Origin of the sequence: Salinivibrio kushneri (genome assembly GCF_027286325.1) — a bacterium.
Classification (GTDB): domain Bacteria; phylum Pseudomonadota; class Gammaproteobacteria; order Enterobacterales; family Vibrionaceae; genus Salinivibrio; species Salinivibrio kushneri_A.
This window is the reverse complement of record NZ_CP114588.1, coordinates 1,858,052-1,879,807: the sequence shown is the minus strand read 5'-3', so window position 1 is coordinate 1,879,807 and position 21,756 is coordinate 1,858,052. Positions and strand designations below refer to the sequence as shown.

Here is a 21,756-nt window from a genome sequence, read left to right as displayed (position 1 = left end):
TGAGGCTCAAAACGAAACGGTACAGTTATGTTGAAATTTATCGCCAAGCGCCTTTTGGAAGCTATTCCAACGTTGTTGGTCTTAATTACTATCTCTTTTTTCTTGATGCGGTTTGCGCCAGGCAACCCCTTTTCAAGCGAACGTCCATTGCCCCCTGCCGTAATGGAAAACATCAATGCCAAATACGGTCTGGATAAGCCTGTATTTGAGCAATACACCACCTACTTGGGCAATATCCTACAAGGGGATTTTGGTCCATCGTTTAAATACATTGATTTTACGGTGAATGAGCTGATTGCTGACGCATTTCCTGTATCGGCACAAATCGGTGCGTTGGCGTTTATCTTCACGCTGATTTTTGGGGTCACGATTGGCACCATTGCTGCGCTCAAACAAAACACCTGGATTGACTACACCATCATGTCTACGGCGATGTTAGGGGTGGTGATGCCATCCTTTGTATTAGCCCCCGTGCTGATTTATATCTTCGCCATTAACCTTGGTTGGTTCCCCGCCGGTGGCTGGCAAGGCGGTGGTTGGCAATTCATGGTATTGCCAATGATCGGTATGTCCTTACTGTATGTGGCCACATTTGCGCGTGTGACCCGCGGCAGCATGATCGAAACCCTAAACAGTAACTTTATTCGCACCGCGCGTGCCAAAGGGCTCAGTTACCCTAAAATTATTGTTAAACATGCGCTCAAGCCTGCGATGCTACCGGTTGTGTCCTACATGGGACCCGCGTTTGTGGGCATTATTACGGGGTCGGTGGTGATCGAAACCATTTTCGGTTTGCCGGGTATCGGGAAGCTGTTTGTGAACGCCGCGTTTAACCGTGATTATTCATTAGTGCTTGGCTGTACCATTTTGATCGGTACGCTGACCATTCTTTTCAACGCGATCGTCGATATCCTGCTGGCGTATATCGATCCTAAGATTCGTTACTAGGGGTGACATGATGCTGACGAAAAAAGAAAACATTGACGCCCTCGAAAACTTTGCTGAAGAAGTCGATGTCAAGGGGCGTAGCCTTTGGCAGGATGCGGCGATTCGTTTTAAACGTAACCGTGCTGCAATGGCGAGCTTGGTGATTCTGGTATTGATTGGTTTGAGCGTGATCCTTGGGCCGTATATCAGTGCCTACGCGTATGACGCGACCGATTGGTATGCCATTCATGCGGCGCCTTCATTGGGCGTAGACGGACATTGGTTTGGTACCGATGCGTTAGGCCGAGATCTCTTTACTCGCACCATGATGGGCGGGCGTATATCGATCATGGTAGGCGTCATGGGTGCCTTTGTCGCCGTCTTGATTGGTACCTTATATGGTGCCACATCAGGCTTTATTGGCGGCCGCACCGATGCGGTGATGATGCGCTTGGTGGAAATCCTCCAATCGATTCCGTTCATGTTCTTTGTGATTGTACTGGTCACCTTCTTTGGCCGTAATATCGTGCTGATCTTCGTGGCCATTGGCTGTATTGCGTGGCTAGATATGGCACGTATTGTGCGCGGTCAAACACTGAGCTTACGGAGTAAAGAGTTTGTCGAAGCGGCGCACGTTTCAGGGGTGAGCACGCGCCATATCATTACTCGCCATATCGTGCCAAACGTACTCGGGATTGTTGCGGTTTACTCGACTTTATTGGTGCCGAACATGATCTTGTTTGAATCTTTCTTGAGTTTCTTGGGGTTAGGTGTGCAAGAGCCAATGACCAGTTGGGGTGCCTTACTACAAGAAGGCTCGCAAACGATGGAAATTGCGATTTGGCAGCTGCTGTTCCCTGCCGCCTTTATGGTGATGACATTGTTCTGTTTTAACTATGTCGGCGATGGGCTTCGTGATGCCTTGGATCCAAAAGACAGATAAGCGACGTTTTTTGCCATCGTAAAAAACGCAATAATATGAAAAGCGCAGGTTTATTTCCTGCGCTTTTTTGTTACTGTTAAATGCGTGTTTCAAGGATGAGAATCGATAGCAATGGTGGCTGTCGATAGAGTGACAAAGGAGCTGTCATGCGATCCCTCTCAATTCAATGGAAGGTCACCCTCGTGGCCAGTTTGTGCGTTGCTGTGACCGCGGTAACCTTATTAACCTTCTCGACTTACGTAAATAACCAGTTTCAGCAAACGGTCGGTCAAGCGAGCACTCAAACGCTGCGCAGTGCTGCTCAACGTCTTGCGACCAGTCAAGCCCACGTTCAAGCGACCCATGTTCAGCGTTCTTTAGATGAAGCGGTGTACCGCGCGCAAATGCTGGCGCAAAGTGTGGTGTACCTACAGTATAACGCTGAGCAAAACTTTACCGACAGTGGTGAACTTCGCGGTTCAATCAATGAGCTAGTGCGGCGCTCCGTGGAGAACTTTGATTCGGTCCAAGCTGCGTTCGTGGTGTTTAAGCCCAATGCGCTCGACCAAGAAGATGATTTTTATCAGCTCGATACAGAACGGGGTGCCAATGCCACAGGGCGTTTTGCCAGCCGCTGGCAAAAACGGGATGGCGAGCTGCAAGGCAGTGTGCTCAGTGAGAAGCAAATTAACAACGACAATAATAATGGCAGTGGGCAAGCAGCGAATCATTGGTACCAGTGCCCATTGAGCCAAGGTGCGGCATGTGTGTCTGCGCCCAAACAAGCGGGCAGCAGTCTTAGCGTCACCATTTCTTCACCGCTAATGCGCGACGGACAAGTGCTTGGGGTACTGGGCATTGATATTGGTCTTGGCGGATTACAGTCAGTGATCGCAGAGGCAGATAAAGCCCTATTTGACGGTGCCGGGAATGTCAGTGTACTGAGCCAAGGTGGCCGTTTAGTGGTGTCGGATAAATCGCAAGCAACGGGAGGGACGGTTAATGATTTACCGTCGGCGCCCGACAACATGGTTGGATGGCTAACCGAAGGTCAACCACAGACCGAGTGGCAAAAAGGTCAATTGATGACCTATGTGCCGATTGCTTTGCCTGGCACCACGTGGGGAGCCCTGATCACCTTGCCGGAAGATGTCTTACTCTCTGAGGCAAACCAATTAAGCCAACAAATCACCGCGCAGCGCAGTCAAGCCGCGTGGACAGAGCGTAGCTTAGGGGTTGTGGCAACCCTGCTTGCTTTGGTGATCGCCGGATTAGCGGCGCGTCAAATCGTAAAACCCTTGAAACTACTCGCTGAACGATTGGCAGAGATTGCCGACGGTGATGGCGATCTTACTCAACGCATCCAGCTTAAAAATCGCGATGAAATCGGGGTTCTGGCAGGGCGCTTTAACCGCTTCCTCGATAAGTTGCAGCCTATCATGGCGAATGTGATTAATAGCGTTGAAGAAGCAGAGCATACTGCAAAAGAAGCCGCGCGTGTGGCCGCGCAAACCCGAGATGGTAGCCGTGAGCAAGTATCAAGCTTGGATGCAGTGGCGACAGCCTCAGAAGAGATGACGCAAACCGCCTCACAGGTTGCCAGTCATACCGAGTCGGCGCTGACTGCCGCTACCGCGGTCAACACGGCCACAGAGAACGGTGAAAAAATCGTCACTGGTTCATCGCAAGCCATGACGCGCTTAGTCGAGACGCTTAATGGTGCCACCGAGGATGCACAAGCTCTGCAAAAGAGCAGTCAGGACATTACTGAGATCTTAACCGTGATTGATGCCATGTCTGAACAAACTAATCTGCTTGCGTTAAATGCGGCGATAGAAGCGGCGCGAGCCGGCGAGCAAGGGCGCGGGTTTGCGGTGGTCGCTGACGAGGTACGTGAACTGTCACAGCGCACGAATCAGTCAATCACCCAGATCCGTACCGTGATTGATTCGTTGCAAGCGGGCGCGCAATCAGTGGTAGCCGCGATTCATGATGGGAACCAGTTAGCGGATGATACCGCAGAAAAGGTACAAGAGACGGTGGCTAGCCTGGACCAAATCCGTACTGCGATGCACGATATGATGGGGCTTAACAGCGAAATTAGCGCGGCGGCGGAACAACAAAGTGCGGTATCAGGCGATGTGACGCAAAATGTGACCCATATTCGTGAGCGCAGTGATGAACTCTTGTCGCATGCCGAATCGGCGGCGAGTATTGCCAGCCAATTGGAAGCGCTGGCTGGCCGCCAGCGTGCGCTAACGGCCCAGTTTAAAGTCTAACTTTGGTGATCCGCGGTTATTCTGGCGCTTCCTCTAGGGGGTACCAGTAGCCGCGGTTTACCCACAGCGTCAGCATAGGCCAAAACAGGCTATTGTCAGCGGCATCGCCGAGGATGTCCCAATCAATAAAGCGCTGGTTACATAACGCTGGGGTAAGCGACTCACACCCTGCGGGTAAGTCAAAGCTCTCACCCAGCATAAAAATCATGTCTGGCTGATCGGCGTGATAGAACGCACGCAAACCACTGAGTTTTTCTAAGCAAAGTCCATCCTGCATCGCGGCTTTGAGACTGTCTGGTTGCCACTGAGGATCGGGGCTAAGCAAATCGAGCTCGTGTCGAGCCTGAGAGAGAAATTCGCCAATCCAGCGCTTTTTACGGGTCTCGTCGTGCATTAATGCCATCATCATTTCGTCCATCTGGGCGAGATGTTGTGGATCCAATGCCGCAGGCGCGTCTGGTTGGGCTGACATGGCAGGCCAATGGAAATGATTATCGCCAGCTTCGTCGACAATCACTTGGTCTGCATAACTGCTCAGTAGCTCGCGGGCTTTAGGTGAACGATAGCCAATTGAGTAGCTGAGCGAGGGCTCTAGGGTATCGCCTTCGTGTGGAAAGCCTGGTGGGATATAAAGAATATCGCCTGGCTCTAGCACCACATCGATAATGGCATCAAAGCCGGTGATCTGCTTGAGCCCGGTTTCTAAGTTGGCTTCTTGGTAATCACCTTTTGGCCCAACGCGCCAACGGCGGCGGCCTTGGCCTTGCACGATAAACACATCATACTGGTCAATGTGTGGCCCGACGCCGCCCTGAGGCTGGGAATAACACACCATGACATCGTCAAATAGCCACTGCGGTAGCGAGGTAAATGCATCAGCCAGTTCACGTACGCCTGGGTGCCAATGGTTAGCGGCTTGTACCACCAGTTGCGCATGTGTCTCTGGGAAGTCGTCGAAGTGCTCGAAAGGACCGTTCGCGACTTGCCACTTGCCATTGGCTTGGGTCACCAGGCGTGAGTCAATATCCTCTTCCATCGCGAGTCCTGCGACCTCTTCAGGCTCAATTGGATCGTCAAAATCGGCTAATCCCTGACGGAGAACGGTGGGGCTTTGATGCCAATGTGTGGCCATAAATTCGGCGAGCGAGAACTGAAATTGATACATAACGACTTAGTTTACGAAATTTGCGGCAGTATAACGTGACCAGCGGGGCGGTGCGAGCGGGATAAAAAACGGCCCCCAATATGGAGGCCGCGAGCATTGGAAGCGCTTTGCTTACAGTTTGTCCGTAAGCTTGACCGCATCACCAATATAATTGGCGGGTGTCATTTGCTTGAGGCGTGCTTTCTCGTGCTCAGGCAGATCAAGGCTATCAACAAAGGTACGCATCCCTTCGCCATCAACCCGTTTGCCACGTGTTAGCTCTTTGAGCTTCTCGTAGGGCTTTTCTATCCCATAACGGCGCATCACGGTTTGAATAGGCTCGGCAAGGACTTCCCAGTTCTGATCCAATTCCGCTTCGAGTGCGGCTTGGTTGACTTCCAGCTTGCTGATCCCTTTCAGAGTCGACGCATAAGCAATCATGGTGTAGCCCACACCCACACCGAGGTTACGTAATACGGTGGAATCAGTCAGGTCACGCTGCCAGCGAGAAATCGGCAACTTTTGCCCGAGATGAGAGAAAATGGCATTGGCTAGGCCGAGGTTACCTTCCGAGTTTTCAAAATCAATCGGGTTAACTTTGTGCGGCATGGTAGATGAGCCAATTTCACCGGCGATGGTTTTTTGCTTAAAGTGACCCAGTGCGATATAGCCCCAGATATCACGATCAAAGTCGATCAAAATGGTGTTAAAACGTGCGACCGCGTCAAATAGCTCGGCAATATAGTCATGCGGCTCGATTTGAGTGGTGTACGGATTCCAGTCGATACCTAATGAGGTTACAAACGCTTCACTGTAGGCATGCCAATCGATCTCTGGGTAAGCGGACAAGTGCGCGTTGTAGTTGCCCACTGCGCCGTTGATTTTACCCAGGATCTCACTGCTTTTAACCTGCTTGATCTGACGTGTCATGCGGTACGCCACGTTTGCCATTTCTTTACCCATGGTCGATGGAGACGCAGGCTGGCCGTGGGTGCGTGAAAGCATGGGGACGTCGCGGAACTGCTGAGACAGATCTTGAACAGCGTCCGCCAAACGTTGCATTTCTGGCAAGATAACCGTATCGCGTGCCTCTTTGAGCATCAATGCATGCGAGAGGTTATTAATGTCTTCTGAGGTGCAGGCAAAATGAATAAATTCACTGACCGCGTTGAGTTCAGCGTTGTCGGCAATCTTTTCTTTTAGAAAATACTCAACCGCTTTGACATCATGATTGGTGGTGCGCTCAATCTCTTTGATACGCGCGGCATCTTGCTCATCAAACTCAGCAGCAATGCGGTCGAGTTGGGCGTTGGCCTCATCGCTAAAAACGGGCACTTCAGCAATGCTGTCTGTGGCTGCTAGTTTTTGCAGCCAACGGATTTCCACGATGGTGCGGTATTTAAGCAATCCAAATTCACTAAAAATCGATCGCAACGCAATCGTTTTCGTACCGTATCGGCCATCGACCGGTGAAACAGCAGTCAGCGCTGACAGTTCCATTTTTTATCTCCTGAGTTCAATCTGATTAGCTTCGGGCTAGAATGAGTTTGGCCTGCTCAACCATTTGTTTGCGACCAAAGATAAGGTGCCGGCGCTTGCCGCCTACTTGACGCCATAGGACAGCACTGCGGATACCGGAAAGCAAGATGGCACGCACGCGATGTTGCACGCCAGTTTGCTGTAAATGTTGTGGGTCACCAGACACTTGAATGCGCGGTCCGAGTGGGCTGATAACATCGAGATAAATGCTGGCGAGATTGCTGATCATTTGCTCATCAAGCAAATCAAAATGGCTCACTTGACGCTCAATCGTTTCGATGCGATCGCCCAGTTGTGCCATGGCATCACGGCGGCTGGACAGTTTGCGCTCCAGCGCCAGCAAATTAATCAGGTAGCGCATAGTTTCGCTACCATTGCGGCTGTTATCGAGTTGGCTAATGAGGGTTTCTAGGCCAAGATGAAGGCCTGACTCACCGCCACCGGTGACATTCCCCACCTCTCCGCGAAACACATCCAGGGTAGAAGAGGGGTTGGTGATGATAATGCTGCTCAGGCTCGTATTTAATGCGTCTTGGTCACAATACCCGTTGCGAGATACGTCTTGCACCAATTTTGCTGCCTGACAAATGCTGGCAAAAGCCAGGGTGCGATCATAAATCGTCTCTGCCACTGATCACGGCTCCTTAAATACGTTGCTCGATAATGCCACCGCCTAGGCACACATCGCCATCGTAAAAGACAGCGGATTGCCCCGGCGTTACCGCAATTTGCGGCTCGTCGAAGATAACTTTCACTGTATCATCATCAACGGGCGTGATAGTACACGATATATCGTGTTGACGGTATCGGGTTTTTACCGTGCAACGGCGGGTCTCGGTCACAATCTCGCGATCGACCCAGTGTAATTGCGCTGCGATTAGCCCTTCCGAATAGAGCCGAGGATGATCATGGCCTTGACCGACGAGTAACACATTGCGCGCGACATCTTTATCGACCACATACCAAGGGGCTTCGCTGCCATTGCCGCCCTTGAGGCCACCAATCCCTAAGCCTTTGCGCTGACCCAAAGTGTGGTACATCAAACCTTGGTGTTCACCAATCACGTCGCCTTCAGTGGTTTCAATAGGGCCGGGCTGCGCAGGTAAATACTGCGACAAAAAGTCGGTGAACTTACGCTCGCCGATAAAGCAAATGCCGGTTGAATCTTTCTTCTTCGCCGTCACCAAACCTTGCTCTTCCGCAATTTGGCGTACCTGTGGTTTTTCTAAATCGCCCACAGGGAACAGGCTGCGTGCCACCTGATCATGGCTAAGCGTGTACAAGAAATAGCTTTGATCTTTATTGTTGTCCAAGCCGCGCAGCATTTGCGCTTTTTCGCCGTTTTCAGGGAAGGTGCGACGGACATAATGTCCCATGGCAATATAATCGGCATCCAGCACTTCGTCGGCAAACTCGAGAAACGCCTTAAATTTGATTTCTTTGTTGCAAAGAATATCAGGGTTGGGCGTGCGACCTGCTTTGTATTCGGTTAAAAAATGCTCGAAGACATTATCCCAGTACTCAGCGGCAAAGTTAATGGTGTGGAGCTCGATGCCAAGTTTGTCACACACATCTTGCGCATCGGCCAAGTCTTCTGCAGCAGAGCAATACTCCTCGTTGTCATCCTCTTCCCAGTTTTTCATAAACAGGCCTTCTACCTGATAACCCTGTTGTTTCAACAAGTAGGCAGAAACGGAGGAATCAACACCGCCGGACATTCCGACAATCACTTTTTTGCTGCTGTTATCTGACATGGTGATCACAAATGCTGCTATCAATAAACGGACGCTGAGTTTAACAGAATCAAATCGCCGGATACAGATGTGATAGGGCTCACATGTTAGCCGTTATCCAAAGTGAGTAGATGGGTGGCTAGATGAATACGTGGCCTGTGACCGATGCGGCATATGTTAATACTATTAATCGCAATGAGGGTTAATACTTGGGATTGGATACCGCGCAAAGACTTGTGAACACCTTAGGTTTATCGATCGATTCCCGCACGCAGACACGCCGTATACCCATCCCTGGGGGCTCCGCCGCGCCATCCTTGGCGCGGAGGGTCTGTGTGCGCAAATCGTTCGATGGTGTGTTCAGGAATTCCTAGTACTCATTGCGTTTCTTCGACGGTGCGCGCTTGGACGAGCGAGTGCGCCCACGCGGTGCTTTCCCTTTTGCGCCTTTGGGTTTAGGGGTGAACTGCTCAAAGCCTTTCGGGGGAGCGACCTCACGCCACTGGCCCGGTTGCAAATCATCCAGTTGCCACGAGCCCAGCTGAGCGCGAATCAAGCGGAGCGTCGGGTGGCCGATATGCGCGGTCATGCGGCGTACTTGCCGGTTTCGCCCTTCTTGTAGCACTACCTTTAGCCAGGTCGTGGGAATGTTAGCGCGATAGCGCACCGGAGGATGGCGTTCCCAGACGGTGGGCGGAGCCATTCTGGTGACATCGGCGGGCAGCGTGAGACCATCTTTCAGTTCGACACCGTCACAGAGCGCTTGAATCGCGTCATCGCTAGGCTCGCCTTCGACTTGTACCCAATAGGTTTTGGGCGACTTGGATGAAGGCTGGGTGAGTCTCGCTTGCAAGGCGCCGTTATTGGTGAGCACCAGTAACCCCTCGCTGTCCTTGTCGAGTCGACCGGCTGGGTACACGTCTTTCACCGATACAATGTCGGCCAATGTACTGTCGCCAGGTTCGCCACTAAACTGGGTCAACATGTTATAAGGTTTGTTAACAAGTATCACTTTGGTGGCGAGGGCGGCCGCTCGGGGGGCCTTCCCACCTTTGGCCGATGGAGCTTGGGTGTTTGAAACAGCCTTTGACGCTGGCTGGGGGCGGGCTTTATATGGCATGAGGGCTGTCAAATAGATTAAACGGCAAATGAGACTTCCGTATTATACACGTAATAATCTGTTTGGCGTGTTGTATGAATTCGAGTATCCTCGACTCGCATCTTACACAAAGATAACAAATGGACGCTAGGAGATTAAAATGGAAAGTAAAGTAGTTGTACCGGCGGAAGGTCAGAAGATCACACTCGACGGCACAAAACTGGTAGTCCCTAACCACCCTGTGATCCCTTACATTGAAGGGGATGGCATCGGGATGGATGTTAGCCCTGCAATGATCAAAGTTGTTGATGCAGCTGTTGCTAAAGCCTATAACGGTGATCGTAAGATTTCATGGATGGAAATCTACACCGGTGAGAAGTCTACCAAGGTATACGGTGATGATCAGTGGCTGCCAGCTGAAACCCTCGACTTTATCCGCGAATATAAAGTGGCGATCAAAGGCCCATTGACGACCCCAGTTGGCGGTGGTATTCGCTCATTGAACGTGGCGCTTCGTCAAGAGCTCGACCTCTATATCTGTGCGCGTCCGGTACGTTACTTCACTGGCGTTCCTAGCCCACTGAAAAAGCCAGAAGACACTGACATGGTGATCTTCCGCGAAAACTCAGAAGACATCTACGCGGGTGTTGAGTTTAAAGCAGGCACCGCCGAAGCGGATAAAGTGATTAAGTTCCTGCGTGAAGAAATGGGTGCCAACAAAATCCGTTTCCCTGAGCAGTGTGGTGTAGGCATTAAGCCAATCTCAGAAGAAGGCACCAAGCGCCTGGTTCGCGCCGCTATCGAGTACACCATCGATAACGATCGCGACTCACTGACTATCGTCCACAAAGGTAACATCATGAAGTTTACCGAAGGGGCGTTTAAAGACTGGGCGTATGAAGTAGCCAAAGAAGAATTTGGTGCCGAGTTGTTGGACGGCGGTCCTTGGATGACGATGAAGAATCCAAAAACTGGCAAACAGATCACCATCAAAGACTCCATCGCGGATGCGTTCTTGCAGCAAATCTTGCTGCGTCCAGCGGAATATGATGTGATTGCCACCATGAACTTGAACGGTGATTATGTTTCTGATGCGCTTGCCGCTCAGGTTGGTGGTATTGGTATCGCCCCAGGTGCCAACATTGGTGACGGTGTGGCGCTGTTTGAAGCTACCCACGGCACGGCGCCGAAATACGCCGGTCAAGACAAGGTGAACCCAGGTTCACTTATTCTGTCTGCAGAAATGATGCTGCGCCATATGGGCTGGTTTGAAGCGGCTGACTTGGTGATCAAGTCAATGGAAAAAACCATCGCTAACAAGACAGTTACCTATGACTTTGAACGTTTGATGGAAGGCGCGAGCCTGCGTAAGTGTTCTGAGTTTGCTGACGAGATGGTCAAGCAGATGTAATCACTGACTCTCAGTGAGAAACGAAACCCGGCGAGTGAGCCGGGTTTTTTGTTCATGGTCTCTGGGAATCCACGCAGACCATTAGTCTATATCTTCCCACGACAACGCGGTGCCTTTGGTTAACGCGCGTGTTGCGCGCTTTCCGAGTACGGCATCATAGTGTTTCGGTGCCAACCCAAAGCCAGGTCGAATACTGCGCACATTATCGGGCGTCAGTGGCTCACCGGGCGCAATATCCTCACAGACATACAAAGAGCGCCTAAATTGACGGTTGCTCGACTCGGCCTCTCGTATAGTTAGGGCGCTTTCTCCTAACGCTTGCCACGCCGCGTGGGTTTGCTCACAAAGCGCACTGAGTGCAGGTGGCGTAAGCGAGAAAGCGGATAATCCAGACAAGCTTCGAAAGAACCAGTACCGCCGGTGATCAGAATGGATTTACCGTTAAACATAGGACGCCTTGTCACTAACTGTCGGGAATACAGGCAGTTTAACTGATCTGAGCAGGATTTGGCGATCTGCTACGGCCATGACGCGCGATTAAGCGACATCAAGCGGTTTTATTTTTTCTACCTCGTGTTTAATTGATTGCGACGCCTCCCAAAGATCAACGGCCCTTTGCGCATTGAGCCAAAACTCAGGCGAGTTACCAAACAGACGAGCGAGACGAAGCGCCAGCTCCGGGCTCACGGCTTTACGCTCATCCAATACGGCAATCATCGATTGACGAGAGACGCCCAAAGCATCAGCCAATTGTTCTACACTCAAGCCGAATTCGGACAGAAAGTCTTCGCGCAAGATGGCTCCAGGATGCGTCGGTTGGCGTTGCATGCCAGCAGTGTTGAAAATCGTCATCACTGTTACCTCATTAGTGGTCGTCGCAATCGTGCCTACGTTCGTCTATCTAAATATAGCGATATCCACGGTATCTACCCCGAACTATTTTAGAATCGCCCTATATGATCACAGCCAGAGGAGATGTCAAACTGATCTTTTTGGTTAAAAAACGTTCTCGCCCTAGTTTAGACTTAAGTCTACGACGATTGATGAGTGTATCCGATCAGATGCTAGTTTATTAATTTAGTTTAATCGAATTAAAAAAATAAATAATCTAGAATTATTTACAAACCCAAACTTCTATCGATTACACGGATGGGAAAATAAAAAAATAAAAACCACCATAGAAGAAGATAAACATGATAAATGCCACCAATCCAGCAAAAAAATGCGATTTATTTTCATGATAACTAATCCAGCCACCAGCAAAAAATATTTCTTTTGTTACAAAAGCATATATTACATTTAGCAGCGACAACGCAAAAGCAATAAAAAATAATATTTCCATTATTCACCTTGGTTTATAAGAAGATAAATAAAAATTCGCCTTAAAGATTAAGTTGAATAACTGGTTAACTGCTTCTATCAATCCAGAAATAGACACTGAGAGAACAAAGCCCATAGTCTGGGGGCAAGCCAGTACCAATAGAATATCCACCTATTCCGAGACTTCCCCCAACTGCCAGTCCGCGCTGACTGTTGCCGGAGCTGGAGTTGAAGTCACTAAAAACATAACTACTAAAGTTAGTGGCAGGCCAAAGTAAATCATCATTTTCAGCGTTAGCAGAATAAGATGTTACAAAAGCTAATAATAGTAAGAGGGTTTTCCTTTTCCTCGTAGAATAGCCTTCCTTTATAGTTTTATTTCTATAGCTCCTGGTAACAAGTTGATTGTTTTGTATAAATTTATATTTCTCTATGTTTAGTACATTACATTAATCAACAATCTCGAACATTGACAAACCAAAATTTTTCGACTAAGAACACCTGAATATTGAATAAATAGACATGTGATTTACATAATGCTGCGAGCTAAAAATGTTATATAACATTTTCCTTAAATGTCAGCATTTAAGCCATGACTGGGCTAGATCGCGAGCGTTTTTTGACCCAAAAGATCGGTTTGACGAGGCGTTGTTGTTCAAATTAGTCACCTAAAGCGCTGATAAAAATAAGGTTATTCCCATCAGTCAACTTGGCAACTAACAGGCATATCGAGTTGATTGACTTTGTTCATCACTTTCATGTTGGCCAATGCTTCGCCAACTTGTGCATCGTAATTACGTAGTGTCAGCTGAGGGATGAGTAACTTTTCGTATCGAGTTATCCCTGTTTCCGACAGAGAGCGTTGGTGATAACCCGCTTCTTGTTTCCCGTCTTCCCAGTCACCGGGTTTCAAGGATTTGACAGCTGCATTGCGAGGCCGGCCGTCCTCCCAGTAGCCCGCATTGCTGCGCGGTGGAATGGTCGGTTTAATGCCTTTTCTTCTATGATCTACCTTGACGCTCTGATGGTCTGATCACTGCGGGAGTGACAAGTTTAATCATTTAGGAAACAGCGCCGTTTTAAGCGACCGAGTACAACTTAAAAAGCGCCGCATGTGGACGGCGCTTTGAAGGGGCCTTGTTTACGCTAACGTGCGTGGCGTGGCCGTTAGCCTTGATGGCGAGAGGCGAGGACTTCGGTCACTTGATGGAGGCTAAGCTCTTGGTCTTGCAGTAATACCAACAGGTGATAAAGCAAGTCGGCGCTTTCGTTTAATAGCTCGGCCTTATCGCCTGCCGTGGCAGCGAGGGCGACTTCGACGCCTTCTTCCCCCACTTTTTGCGCGATACGCTTGGTGCCTTTGGCAAATAAGCTTGCGGTGTAAGAGTCATCAGGCGCGGCGTCTTTGCGGCTGGCAAGTACTTGCTCTAGGCTCGATAAAAAGCCGGGGCCGGTGTGTGGTGGTTTATTGTCACTGTCAAAGCAGGTGGTCGTGCCGAGGTGACAGGTGGGCCCGTGAGGCGTCGCCGTGACCAATAAGGTGTCTTGATCGCAATCGAGTGCAATGTGCTCAAGGCTCAACACATGGCCGGAGCTTTCGCCTTTTACCCAAAGACGCGACTTGCTGCGCGACCAAAAGGTGACGCGACCGGTTTCGAGCGTCGCGTTCAGTGCATCGGCATTCATGTAGCCCAGCATCAACACTTGGCCGCTATCGCTGTGTTGGATAATCGCAGGCACCAAGCCGGCGTTTTTCTCCCAATCGATACGTTCTTCCCATGCTGCCGTCATACTCTTACCTCGATCCCTTGTTGTTTTAATGCTTGTTTTAATTCGCTTATCGCGAGGATTTGTTTGTGAAACACCGAAGCGGCCAGCGCGCCATCGACATTCGCTTGTAAAAAGGCGTCGGCGAAATGCGACATTTCACCGGCACCGCCGGAGGCAATCAGAGGCACCTGACAGCACTCTCTCACCATGTTGAGTTGGGTTAAGTCATAGCCTTGGCGCACGCCATCTCGGTTCATCATATTGAGTACGATTTCGCCCGCGCCTCGCTGTTGGACTTCCTCAACCCACGCAGCGGTTTGCCAAGGCGTAGCCTGAGTGCGGCTTTCATCGCCGGTAAATTGATAGACCTGATAGTGCCCGGTCGCTTCATCGAAGAAAGAATCAATCCCGACCACCACGCACTGCACGCCAAACTTATTGGCCAGCCGCGTGATCAAACTTGGGTCGGCCAAGGCGGGTGAATTAATCGATATCTTATCCGCGCCGAATTCCAAGATTTGCTGAGCATCGGCTTCGGATTTAATTCCACCGGCGACGCAAAAGGGGATATCAATGACTTCCGCGACGCGACTGACCCAGCTTTTATCGACCACCCGGCTGTCACTGGAGGCGGTGATGTCATAAAACACCAACTCGTCAGCACCTTCTTCGGCGTAGCGTTTGGCGAGCGGGACGATATCGCCGATGATTTCGTGATTGCGAAATTGCACGCCTTTGACCACTTGTCCGTCGCGGACGTCCAAACAAGGAATTATCCGTTTTGCCAGCATGCGATCGCCTCCTCTGCGCTAAAGTTGCCTTCCAGTAGGGCGCGGCCGACGATCACGCCTGCGACGCCAGTGTTGCGTAAGGCGCGAATGTCTTCGAGACTGCCAATGCCGCCTGATGATTGAAACGCAATGCTCGGATAGCGCTGACACAAGTCGCGATAGAGCGCCACATTGCTGCCTTGCAAGGTGCCATCGCGGGAGATATCAGTGCACAGCACATGCTTGAGCCCGACGGACAAATAATCATCGAGGAGCGCTTCAATGGTGACGCCGGAGTCTTGTTGCCAGCCCGACACCGCCACGCGTCGCGTCCCCTCGCTGTCGATGTGAATGTCGAGTGCCAATACAATGCGGTCAGGGCCGTAGGTTTGCATCCAGCCTTTAACCAAATCGGGGGATTTAACCGCGGTGGAGCCGATCACTACGCGCTGCGCACCGGTGTTTAGCAGCTCAATCACGTCCATTTCGGTGCGCACGCCACCGCCGATTTGGATATTGGCAGGCGTTGATTGCAAAATCTCGGTGATTAAATCGACCTGACGCGCAGTCGGATCTTTGGCACCGGTTAAATCCACGAGGTGCAGCCAATCCGCGCCCGCTTGATGGTAACGTGCAAACTGCTCACGCGGGTCAAAACTGTAGTCGGTTTTTTGCTGATAATCTCCTTGATAAAGGCGCACCACTTGGCCGTCTATCAAGTCGAGTGCTGGTATAATCATCCTTGCTTACATCTCCAAAAAATTCTGAATCAAACGCGCGCCTACTTTGCCCGAACGCTCGGGGTGAAACTGAACCCCGAAGTAGTTGCCTTGATTAATGGCCGCACTGAACGCATGGCCATAATGACATTGTGCCAAGGTGTAATCACCGACCGGCATCGCGTAACTGTGGACAAAGTAAAAGTGGCTGCCTGCGGGAATGCCATCGAATAAGGGATGGTCATTGGCGGTGGCGACTCGGTTCCAACCCATGTGAGGCAGAGGCTGCCCTGCGGTATCCATCAGTTTGGTGGGCGCGGGGATGTGGCCGAGGCACTCAACGGGGCTATCGCCTTCATCGGAGTGCGTCCCCAACATTTGCATACCAAGACATATTCCCAGCAGCGGTTGCTCGACTTGCTTAACCAAATCTACCAAGCCGCGCTCGGTGAGGTTTTTCATCGCCTCGCTGGCCGTGCCGACGCCGGGCAAAAAGAGTTTATCTGCCCCTAGCACCACGTCCGGATCGCGGCTTAGTGTCGCTTGATAGCCGAGACGCTCGACAGCAAAGCGCACTGAGGCCACATTGGCGCAGCCGGTATCGATAATGACAGTCTGTTTGCGCATTACAGCACTCCTTTACTGCTTGGCAGGGCGTCGCCTTCGACCTTGATGGCTTGACGCAAGGTGCGGCCAAAGGCTTTAAATAAGCTTTCCACCAAGTGGTGGGTGTTTTCGCCCGACACCGTCAGGTGCAGAGTACAGGCCAAGGTGTCGGTCAATGAGCGGAAGAAGTGTCCCACCATTTCGGTCGACATATCGCCCACTTGTGGCTGTGGGAAGCTGGCCTCAAATTTCAAATAGGGACGTCCGGACAAATCCAATGCACATTGCGCCAAGCATTCATCCATCGGCAGGCTAAACCCAAAGCGGCCAATACCGCGTTTATCTCCCAGCGCCCGTTTGAGTGCGTCGCCCAACGCGAGGGCGGTATCTTCAATGGTGTGGTGGTCGTCGATGTGCAAATCGCCTTTAACGCGAACGTTGAGCTGAAAGCCGCCGTGGGTGGCGATTTGATCCAACATGTGGTCAAAAAAGCCCAGTCCGGTTTCAATGCGACTACCGCCACTCTTATCCAGGTTAACATCCACCTGAATATCGGTTTCTTTGGTGGTGCGAGTGACACTGGCCAGTCGCGGCTGCTGGGTGAGACGCTCGACAATCTGTGGCCAGCCCATCACGTCACGTTGATATTTGATGCCTTGTAGCGCCATATTGTTCGCTAAGGTGATATCGGTGTCGCGATCGCCAATCACCGCCGATTGGGCGAAATCAATTCGGCCTTGCTGTAGATAGTCTTTCACCAAGCCTAGTTTGGGTTTGCGACAGCTACAGTCATCGCTATCAAAGTGCGGGCAAATCAGGACGTCTTCAAAATCGATCCCTTGTGAGCGAAACAGGGCCATCATCATGTTGTGTGGCGCATCAAAGTCCGCTTGCGGGAAGCTCTCGGTTCCCAGACCATCTTGATTGCTCACCATCACCAAGGTGTAACCCGCCGCTTGCAGGCTGAGTAGTGCAGGGATCACGTCCGGCTCAAAGGCCAATTTATCCAGACGATCCACTTGATAGTCTTCAGGCGGCTCCACAATTAAGGTGCCATCACGGTCAATAAATAAAATCTTGTCTTTCACAGTGGTTGTCCTTATTCACTGAGTTGCTGGCGGATAAAGGCCAGCACTTTTTCACATTCGTCACGGTTACCAATGCTGATGCGCAAGCTGTTGGCAACGGCGGTCTGACGCACAATCATGCCGGCACGCCCTAAACGTGCGAACACTGCGCCGGCGTCATCTAGCGTGATGAGCAGATAATTACCAAAGCCCGGATGCACCTCGACGCCGGGTAGCATACTGAGACCGGCTTGCAGGTAGGCACGGTTGGCGGTTAAGTCTAAAACTTGATATTTCATCCGCGCTAAACCGGCCTCGGAGAGCGCTTGTTCGGCAATGTCTGCCACGGGGACCGGCACCGGATATGGCGGGATCACCTTGAGCATCAAGCTAATAATCGCGGGACTGGCGAGGGTAAAGCCGCAACGCAGTCCCGCCAGAGCGAATGCTTTTGATAGGGTGCGCAAAATGGCCAGATTATCAAAGCGTGCGAGCAAGTCGGTGCAGGTCGCTTCTGGACTAAATTCGATATAGGCTTCATCCAGCACCACAATCGCGCGATCTTGAGTGCGGGTAAGTAGCGCTTCTATGCCGTCGCGGTTAATGAGATTGCCGGTCGGATTATTGGGACTACACACGAAGATAAGCTTGATGTTGGCATCTGTCTCCAAGGCGGTATCAATTCCTGCCATGTCTAGCTGCCAGTCCGCGGTGAGAGGCACTTGGGTGGTGGCGATCCCTTGGTTTTCTGCACTGACCGCATACATGCCATAGGTAGGCGGGCAAATCAGCACGCTATCTTGGTTTGGCTCGCAAAAGGCACGCAGCAACAAATCAATCCCTTCATCGGCGCCACGAGTGGTGATGACTTGGTTCGTTGCCACGCCAGCATAGTCTGCATAGGCACTAATCAATGATGCCGGCTGGCAGCTGGAGTAGCGATTGAGCCCTTGGCCGCTTACGGTGTAAGCATTGTCAAAGGGTGACTCGTTAGCATTGAGCCAGACATCCCCGCTACCGCCGATGCGGCGGGCTGACTGATAGGGGGTGAGCGCTTGTACTTGCTCACGAGCGAGTTTTTCTATGCTCATGCTAACGAGTCCTCTGAGGCTTGAGTTTGTTGTAGTTTAGTCAGACGAATTTCGACCGCTTGGCGGTGTGCATCCAAGCCTTCTGCTTCGGCAATGCGCATCACTGTCGGGCCCAGTGTTTGCAGACCCGTGTCGCTAAGCTCTTGCACTGTCATGCGCTTGGTAAAGTCGGCCAGCCCAAGGCTGCTGTAGGTGCGCGTATAACCATAAGTGGGGAGCACGTGATTGGTGCCAGAGGCGTAATCACCCACGGACTCGGGCGAGTATGCGCCCAAGAAAATCGAGCCAGCGTTATCCAACAGGGGCAATAAATCCCTTGGCTGTTGAGTTTGCACAATCAAGTGCTCTGGCCCATAACGGTTAGAAATCGACACGCACTGAGTGAGGGTGTCGGCAATAATGATCACACTGCTGCCCAGCGCTTGCTTGGCAATATCCGCACGACTGAGCGTGGTCAATTGCTGCTGCACCGCATCCGCCACTTTCTCTGCCATTTCTGGGGCGGGGGTCACCAGCACCACTTGCGAGTCGGGGCCGTGCTCCGCTTGGCTGAGTAAATCAGCGGCAACAAAGTCTGGATCTGCGCCAGCATCAGCAATCACTAACACTTCCGAGGGGCCAGCAGGCATATCCATGGCCGCACCATTAGCGGCGAGGCTCACTTGCCGTTTGGCTTCGGTGACATAGGCATTACCCGGGCCAAAAATTTTATCCACCTTGGTCACGCTTTGGGTGCCAAAGGCCATCGCCGCCACTGCTTGTGCGCCGCCAAGGGTATAAATTTCATCAATCTCGCACAGTTTGGCACAGTATAAAATCTCATCAGCCACCGGTGGTGGGGTACACAGCACCACTTTTCGGCAGCCAGCAATTTGTGCGGGCACGCCCAGCATCAATACGGTAGAGGGCAAGGGCGCGCTGCCGCCGGGAATATACAGCCCCACGCGGTTAATCGGGCGGGTAATGGATTCACACACCACCCCTGGCATGGTTTCGACTTTCAACGGCTGCGCTTTTTGCGCACGGTGAAAGGTGCTGATGTTATCGTAGGCTTGGCGTAGGGATAGCTTGATATCTTCTCCCAAGCGCGTTTCAGCATCGGCCAAGGTCGCTTTGTCGAGTTTGACGCTATCCAGTTCGACACCATCAAACTTTTGGGTCAATGTTTTTAAGCTGTCATCTCCCCGCTCACGGACATCGGCGATAATCTCCGCGACGCTTGCTTGGGTTTGGGCGCCGGTTGTGATTGCAGGGCGGCGCATTAAGCCTTCTTTTTGTGACTCTCCGAGTGATTTCCAGACCACAGTACGCATCGTGATTTACTCCATCATCTTTTCAATCGGCAGGACCAAAATTGAGCTCGCACCCAACTGCTTCAATTTTTCCATGGTTTCCCAGAACAGATTCTCGGTGCTCACAAGGTGCACAGCGACACGGCTCTTCTCATGTGCCAAGGGTAAAATGGTGGGATCTTCCGCGCCAGGAAGTAGCTCGACCACTTGCTCTAAGGTTTCGCTGGGCGCGTGGAGCATGATGTATTTGGATTCTTTGGCTTGGATGACCCCTTGCATGCGGGTGAGCAGGCGCTCAATCAATGCGGTTTTCTCTTCACTGAAGCTGCCTTCACGCTGGATCAATACCGCTTTGGAGCGAAAAATCACTTCGGCTTCTTTCAAGCCATTGGCTTCTAAGGTGGCACCGGTTGAAACGAGGTCACAAATCGCATCAGCGAGGCCTGCACGAGGCGCGACTTCGACTGAGCCATTGAGCATACAGGTGCTAAAGCTCACACCTTGTTTATCCATGTAGGCTTTAAGGATGTTGGGGTAGGTGGTGGCAATGCGCTGGTTAGCCAGATCTTGTGGGCCGTTATAGCTTTGGTCTTTATCGAGGGCGATGGAGAGACGACAGCCGCCGAAGTCGAGGCGGCGCAGTAGTTGATATTGGCTCGGCTCGCCCAGCTTGATGCGCTCAAGGCGTACTTCTTCTAGTTCGTTTTCGCCAATTACCCCTAAATCAACCACGCCGTCCATGATAAGGCCAGGGATATCATCGTCACGGACCAGCAGTAGATCGATGGGCATGTTTTCGGCGTGAACCACTAAACGTTCGCCGGTGTAATTGATTTTTACCCCGCAGCGTTTAAGCAGCTCTTGGCATTCTTTCGCCAGGCGGCCCTTTTTTTGGATGGCGATACGTAAGCGTTGTGTTTGCATGTGTGCTTCCTTGTCTAAAAATGAAAAGCTAAAAAAGAAAAAACCCTCGGAAGACGGTGCTCCCGAGGGTCTGAATCTGTTAGCTGGCTAATGACCGACGGAAGCGCTTTTTACTCGTCTTCCAGTCGAAACCATTCCTCCCGAAAGACTAGTCAGGATGATGGTGGTGATGCATTGTCATTAGCGCTGAAATCATTTGTGTCGTCCGTCGTTACGTTGAACTTTATTTAACTGCTTTTGACATTATCAAAATCAGCTTAGATTGCAACCAATGATCCGCTATTTTTTTCCACACGTTTTTATCTGTGGTGGCGATAGCCTAGCGGCTGGGCGATGAACTTATACGTAAATATCTAGCTCACCGTCTTGTTTTCTTTTGTTTTCCTCATGCTCTTTCTGAGCGTGATGTTGAGGATCATTAGGGTCATCTAAGCGGCGCTGCTTGCGCTCCTCAATATGAGCTTGTTTTCGAATCGCCCATACTTTGGTGGGTGGCGCATGCGGTGTGCGATAAACGGGACTGAGATTGCCGAGCCAATTCATGATTCATCCTCCTCTGGTCTTACTATCAGTATCGACCAAGGAAAATAATTCTTGATTGTTTTTTAACCAGCCCTTGATCAGAAAGTGAAAGAAACTAGCCGCAACACTTTTTAAATTTACGCCCGCTGCCACACGGGCAGGGGTCATTGCGCCCTGCTTTGACATGACCGGGGAAGACACCATCGATATATCGCCACTGACGCTGTCCATCGATTGTTTCTTTGACAAAACGAGAGCGCTCGTACAGGCACTGAGGCTCACCGTCGGCAATAAAGTGAGCTTTGAAGGTGACAAAGCCAAGTTCACCTTGCTGCAACACCTCGCGATCGAGCACCTCGAGTGACTGCCACTGATGTTCGGTCATGGTGGCAATGTCTTCACGAAACGAGCTGGCGCTACATTCACTGTGATAGGTCGCAACAATAAAATCCACCAAGCCTTTGGGGTGTGCACTAAAACGAGCGCGCATCAATTGCTCTGGATGAGACGCATTGGCGGGGTTTTGATGAATGGGTGCGCAGCAGTCTTGATAGGCTTTATTGCTGCAACAAGGGCATAAATCAGTCTGCATAAAGATCTCTTAACGATGAGCTGAACAGC

21 protein-coding genes, 2 pseudogenes and 1 other annotated feature are annotated in these 21,756 nt (G+C 51.1%); of the genes and pseudogenes, 4 read left to right on the top strand and 19 right to left on the bottom strand.

What is annotated here, in order from left to right:
• Positions 1 to 27 precede the first annotated feature (27 nt).
• From oppB to N8M53_RS08865, 3 genes are all read left to right on the top strand, one after another.
• Positions 28 to 948 carry an oligopeptide ABC transporter permease OppB gene (gene oppB, locus N8M53_RS08875; protein WP_046075322.1) on the top strand — a complete coding sequence of 307 codons (921 nt, stop codon included), beginning with the start codon at positions 28 to 30 and terminating at the stop codon, positions 946 to 948.
• Between the two features lie 10 nt (positions 949 to 958).
• A complete protein-coding gene (gene oppC, locus N8M53_RS08870) occupies positions 959 to 1,870 on the top strand; it encodes an oligopeptide ABC transporter permease OppC (protein ID WP_046075323.1) in 912 nt (303 codons plus the stop codon).
• Positions 1,871 to 2,016: 146 nt separating this feature from the next.
• Positions 2,017 to 4,128, top strand: a complete 2,112-nt coding sequence (locus N8M53_RS08865; RefSeq protein WP_269578512.1) for a methyl-accepting chemotaxis protein — start codon at positions 2,017 to 2,019, stop codon at positions 4,126 to 4,128.
• Between the two features lie 16 nt (positions 4,129 to 4,144).
• Here N8M53_RS08865 and N8M53_RS08860 read toward each other — a convergent pair whose 3' ends face one another.
• The 5 genes and pseudogenes from N8M53_RS08860 to N8M53_RS08840 all read right to left on the bottom strand — a co-directional run.
• A complete protein-coding gene (locus tag N8M53_RS08860; protein ID WP_269578511.1) occupies positions 4,145 to 5,293 on the bottom strand; it encodes a cupin domain-containing protein in 1,149 nt (382 codons plus the stop codon).
• A gap of 111 nt (positions 5,294 to 5,404) precedes the next feature.
• Positions 5,405 to 6,772: an adenylosuccinate lyase gene (gene purB, locus N8M53_RS08855; RefSeq protein ID WP_269578510.1), complete on the bottom strand. Its 1,368-nt coding sequence runs from the start codon at positions 6,770 to 6,772 to the stop codon at positions 5,405 to 5,407.
• 25 nt (positions 6,773 to 6,797) lie between these two features.
• Positions 6,798 to 7,442 (bottom strand): high frequency lysogenization protein HflD, encoded by a 645-nt coding sequence (hflD, locus tag N8M53_RS08850; protein WP_269578509.1) that lies wholly within the window; start codon positions 7,440 to 7,442, stop codon positions 6,798 to 6,800.
• Between the two features lie 13 nt (positions 7,443 to 7,455).
• Positions 7,456 to 8,565 (bottom strand): tRNA 2-thiouridine(34) synthase MnmA, encoded by a 1,110-nt coding sequence (gene mnmA, locus N8M53_RS08845; RefSeq protein WP_069361249.1) that lies wholly within the window; start codon positions 8,563 to 8,565, stop codon positions 7,456 to 7,458.
• 460 nt (positions 8,566 to 9,025) lie between these two features.
• Positions 9,026 to 9,664, bottom strand: a pseudogene (locus N8M53_RS08840) (pseudouridine synthase); the annotation flags it as partial.
• A 139-nt stretch (positions 9,665 to 9,803) separates the two neighbouring features.
• Here N8M53_RS08840 and icd point away from each other — a divergent pair.
• Positions 9,804 to 11,054, top strand: coding sequence for an NADP-dependent isocitrate dehydrogenase (gene icd, locus N8M53_RS08835; RefSeq protein ID WP_269578508.1), 1,251 nt, complete (start codon positions 9,804 to 9,806; stop codon positions 11,052 to 11,054).
• An 81-nt stretch (positions 11,055 to 11,135) separates the two neighbouring features.
• On the opposite strand, the gene N8M53_RS08830 is transcribed toward icd, so the two are convergent.
• The 14 genes and pseudogenes from N8M53_RS08830 to N8M53_RS08765 all read right to left on the bottom strand — a co-directional run bounded on the left by N8M53_RS08830 (position 11,136) and on the right by N8M53_RS08765 (position 21,727).
• Positions 11,136 to 11,450, bottom strand: coding sequence for an SAF domain-containing protein (locus N8M53_RS08830; protein ID WP_269578507.1), 315 nt, complete (start codon positions 11,448 to 11,450; stop codon positions 11,136 to 11,138).
• A 141-nt stretch (positions 11,451 to 11,591) separates the two neighbouring features.
• The gene (locus tag N8M53_RS08825) at positions 11,592 to 11,906 is read right to left on the bottom strand and encodes a HigA family addiction module antitoxin (protein WP_269580019.1); all 315 of its coding nucleotides are present in this window, start codon (positions 11,904 to 11,906) and stop codon (positions 11,592 to 11,594) included.
• Between the two features lie 289 nt (positions 11,907 to 12,195).
• Positions 12,196 to 12,396, bottom strand: a complete 201-nt coding sequence (locus N8M53_RS08820; protein ID WP_269578506.1) for a hypothetical protein — start codon at positions 12,394 to 12,396, stop codon at positions 12,196 to 12,198.
• Between the two features lie 678 nt (positions 12,397 to 13,074).
• Positions 13,075 to 13,377: pseudogene (locus N8M53_RS08815) on the bottom strand (IS5/IS1182 family transposase); the annotation flags it as partial.
• Positions 13,378 to 13,541: 164 nt separating this feature from the next.
• On the bottom strand, positions 13,542 to 14,165 hold the full coding sequence (hisIE, locus tag N8M53_RS08810; RefSeq protein ID WP_269578505.1) for a bifunctional phosphoribosyl-AMP cyclohydrolase/phosphoribosyl-ATP diphosphatase HisIE: 624 nt from the start codon (positions 14,163 to 14,165) through the stop codon (positions 13,542 to 13,544).
• Positions 14,162 to 14,935 (bottom strand): imidazole glycerol phosphate synthase subunit HisF, encoded by a 774-nt coding sequence (gene hisF, locus N8M53_RS08805; RefSeq protein ID WP_269578504.1) that lies wholly within the window; start codon positions 14,933 to 14,935, stop codon positions 14,162 to 14,164. The genes hisIE and hisF overlap by 4 nt, the downstream gene beginning before the upstream one ends.
• Positions 14,917 to 15,654 carry a 1-(5-phosphoribosyl)-5-[(5-phosphoribosylamino)methylideneamino]imidazole-4-carboxamide isomerase gene (gene hisA, locus N8M53_RS08800; protein WP_269578503.1) on the bottom strand — a complete coding sequence of 246 codons (738 nt, stop codon included), beginning with the start codon at positions 15,652 to 15,654 and terminating at the stop codon, positions 14,917 to 14,919. Before hisA ends, hisF begins: the two co-directional genes overlap by 19 nt.
• A gap of 6 nt (positions 15,655 to 15,660) precedes the next feature.
• Entirely contained in the window at positions 15,661 to 16,260 is a 600-nt protein-coding gene (hisH, locus tag N8M53_RS08795; RefSeq protein ID WP_269578502.1) for an imidazole glycerol phosphate synthase subunit HisH, read from the bottom strand.
• The gene (gene hisB / locus N8M53_RS08790) at positions 16,260 to 17,327 is read right to left on the bottom strand and encodes a bifunctional histidinol-phosphatase/imidazoleglycerol-phosphate dehydratase HisB (protein WP_420066581.1); all 1,068 of its coding nucleotides are present in this window, start codon (positions 17,325 to 17,327) and stop codon (positions 16,260 to 16,262) included. The genes hisH and hisB overlap by 1 nt, the downstream gene beginning before the upstream one ends.
• Before the next feature lie 11 nt (positions 17,328 to 17,338).
• Positions 17,339 to 18,391, bottom strand: coding sequence for a histidinol-phosphate transaminase (gene hisC, locus N8M53_RS08785; protein ID WP_269580017.1), 1,053 nt, complete (start codon positions 18,389 to 18,391; stop codon positions 17,339 to 17,341).
• 2 nt (positions 18,392 to 18,393) lie between these two features.
• Positions 18,394 to 19,710, bottom strand: coding sequence for a histidinol dehydrogenase (gene hisD, locus N8M53_RS08780; RefSeq protein WP_269578501.1), 1,317 nt, complete (start codon positions 19,708 to 19,710; stop codon positions 18,394 to 18,396).
• A gap of 6 nt (positions 19,711 to 19,716) precedes the next feature.
• Positions 19,717 to 20,613 carry an ATP phosphoribosyltransferase gene (hisG, locus tag N8M53_RS08775; RefSeq protein WP_069361215.1) on the bottom strand — a complete coding sequence of 299 codons (897 nt, stop codon included), beginning with the start codon at positions 20,611 to 20,613 and terminating at the stop codon, positions 19,717 to 19,719.
• Between the two features lie 34 nt (positions 20,614 to 20,647).
• Positions 20,648 to 20,786: a sequence feature (His leader region), on the bottom strand.
• A 166-nt stretch (positions 20,787 to 20,952) separates the two neighbouring features.
• Positions 20,953 to 21,156 carry a hypothetical protein gene (locus N8M53_RS08770; RefSeq protein ID WP_269578500.1) on the bottom strand — a complete coding sequence of 68 codons (204 nt, stop codon included), beginning with the start codon at positions 21,154 to 21,156 and terminating at the stop codon, positions 20,953 to 20,955.
• A 94-nt stretch (positions 21,157 to 21,250) separates the two neighbouring features.
• Positions 21,251 to 21,727, bottom strand: a complete 477-nt coding sequence (locus N8M53_RS08765; RefSeq protein ID WP_269578499.1) for a YchJ family metal-binding protein — start codon at positions 21,725 to 21,727, stop codon at positions 21,251 to 21,253.
• Between the last annotated feature and the right edge of the window lie 29 nt (positions 21,728 to 21,756).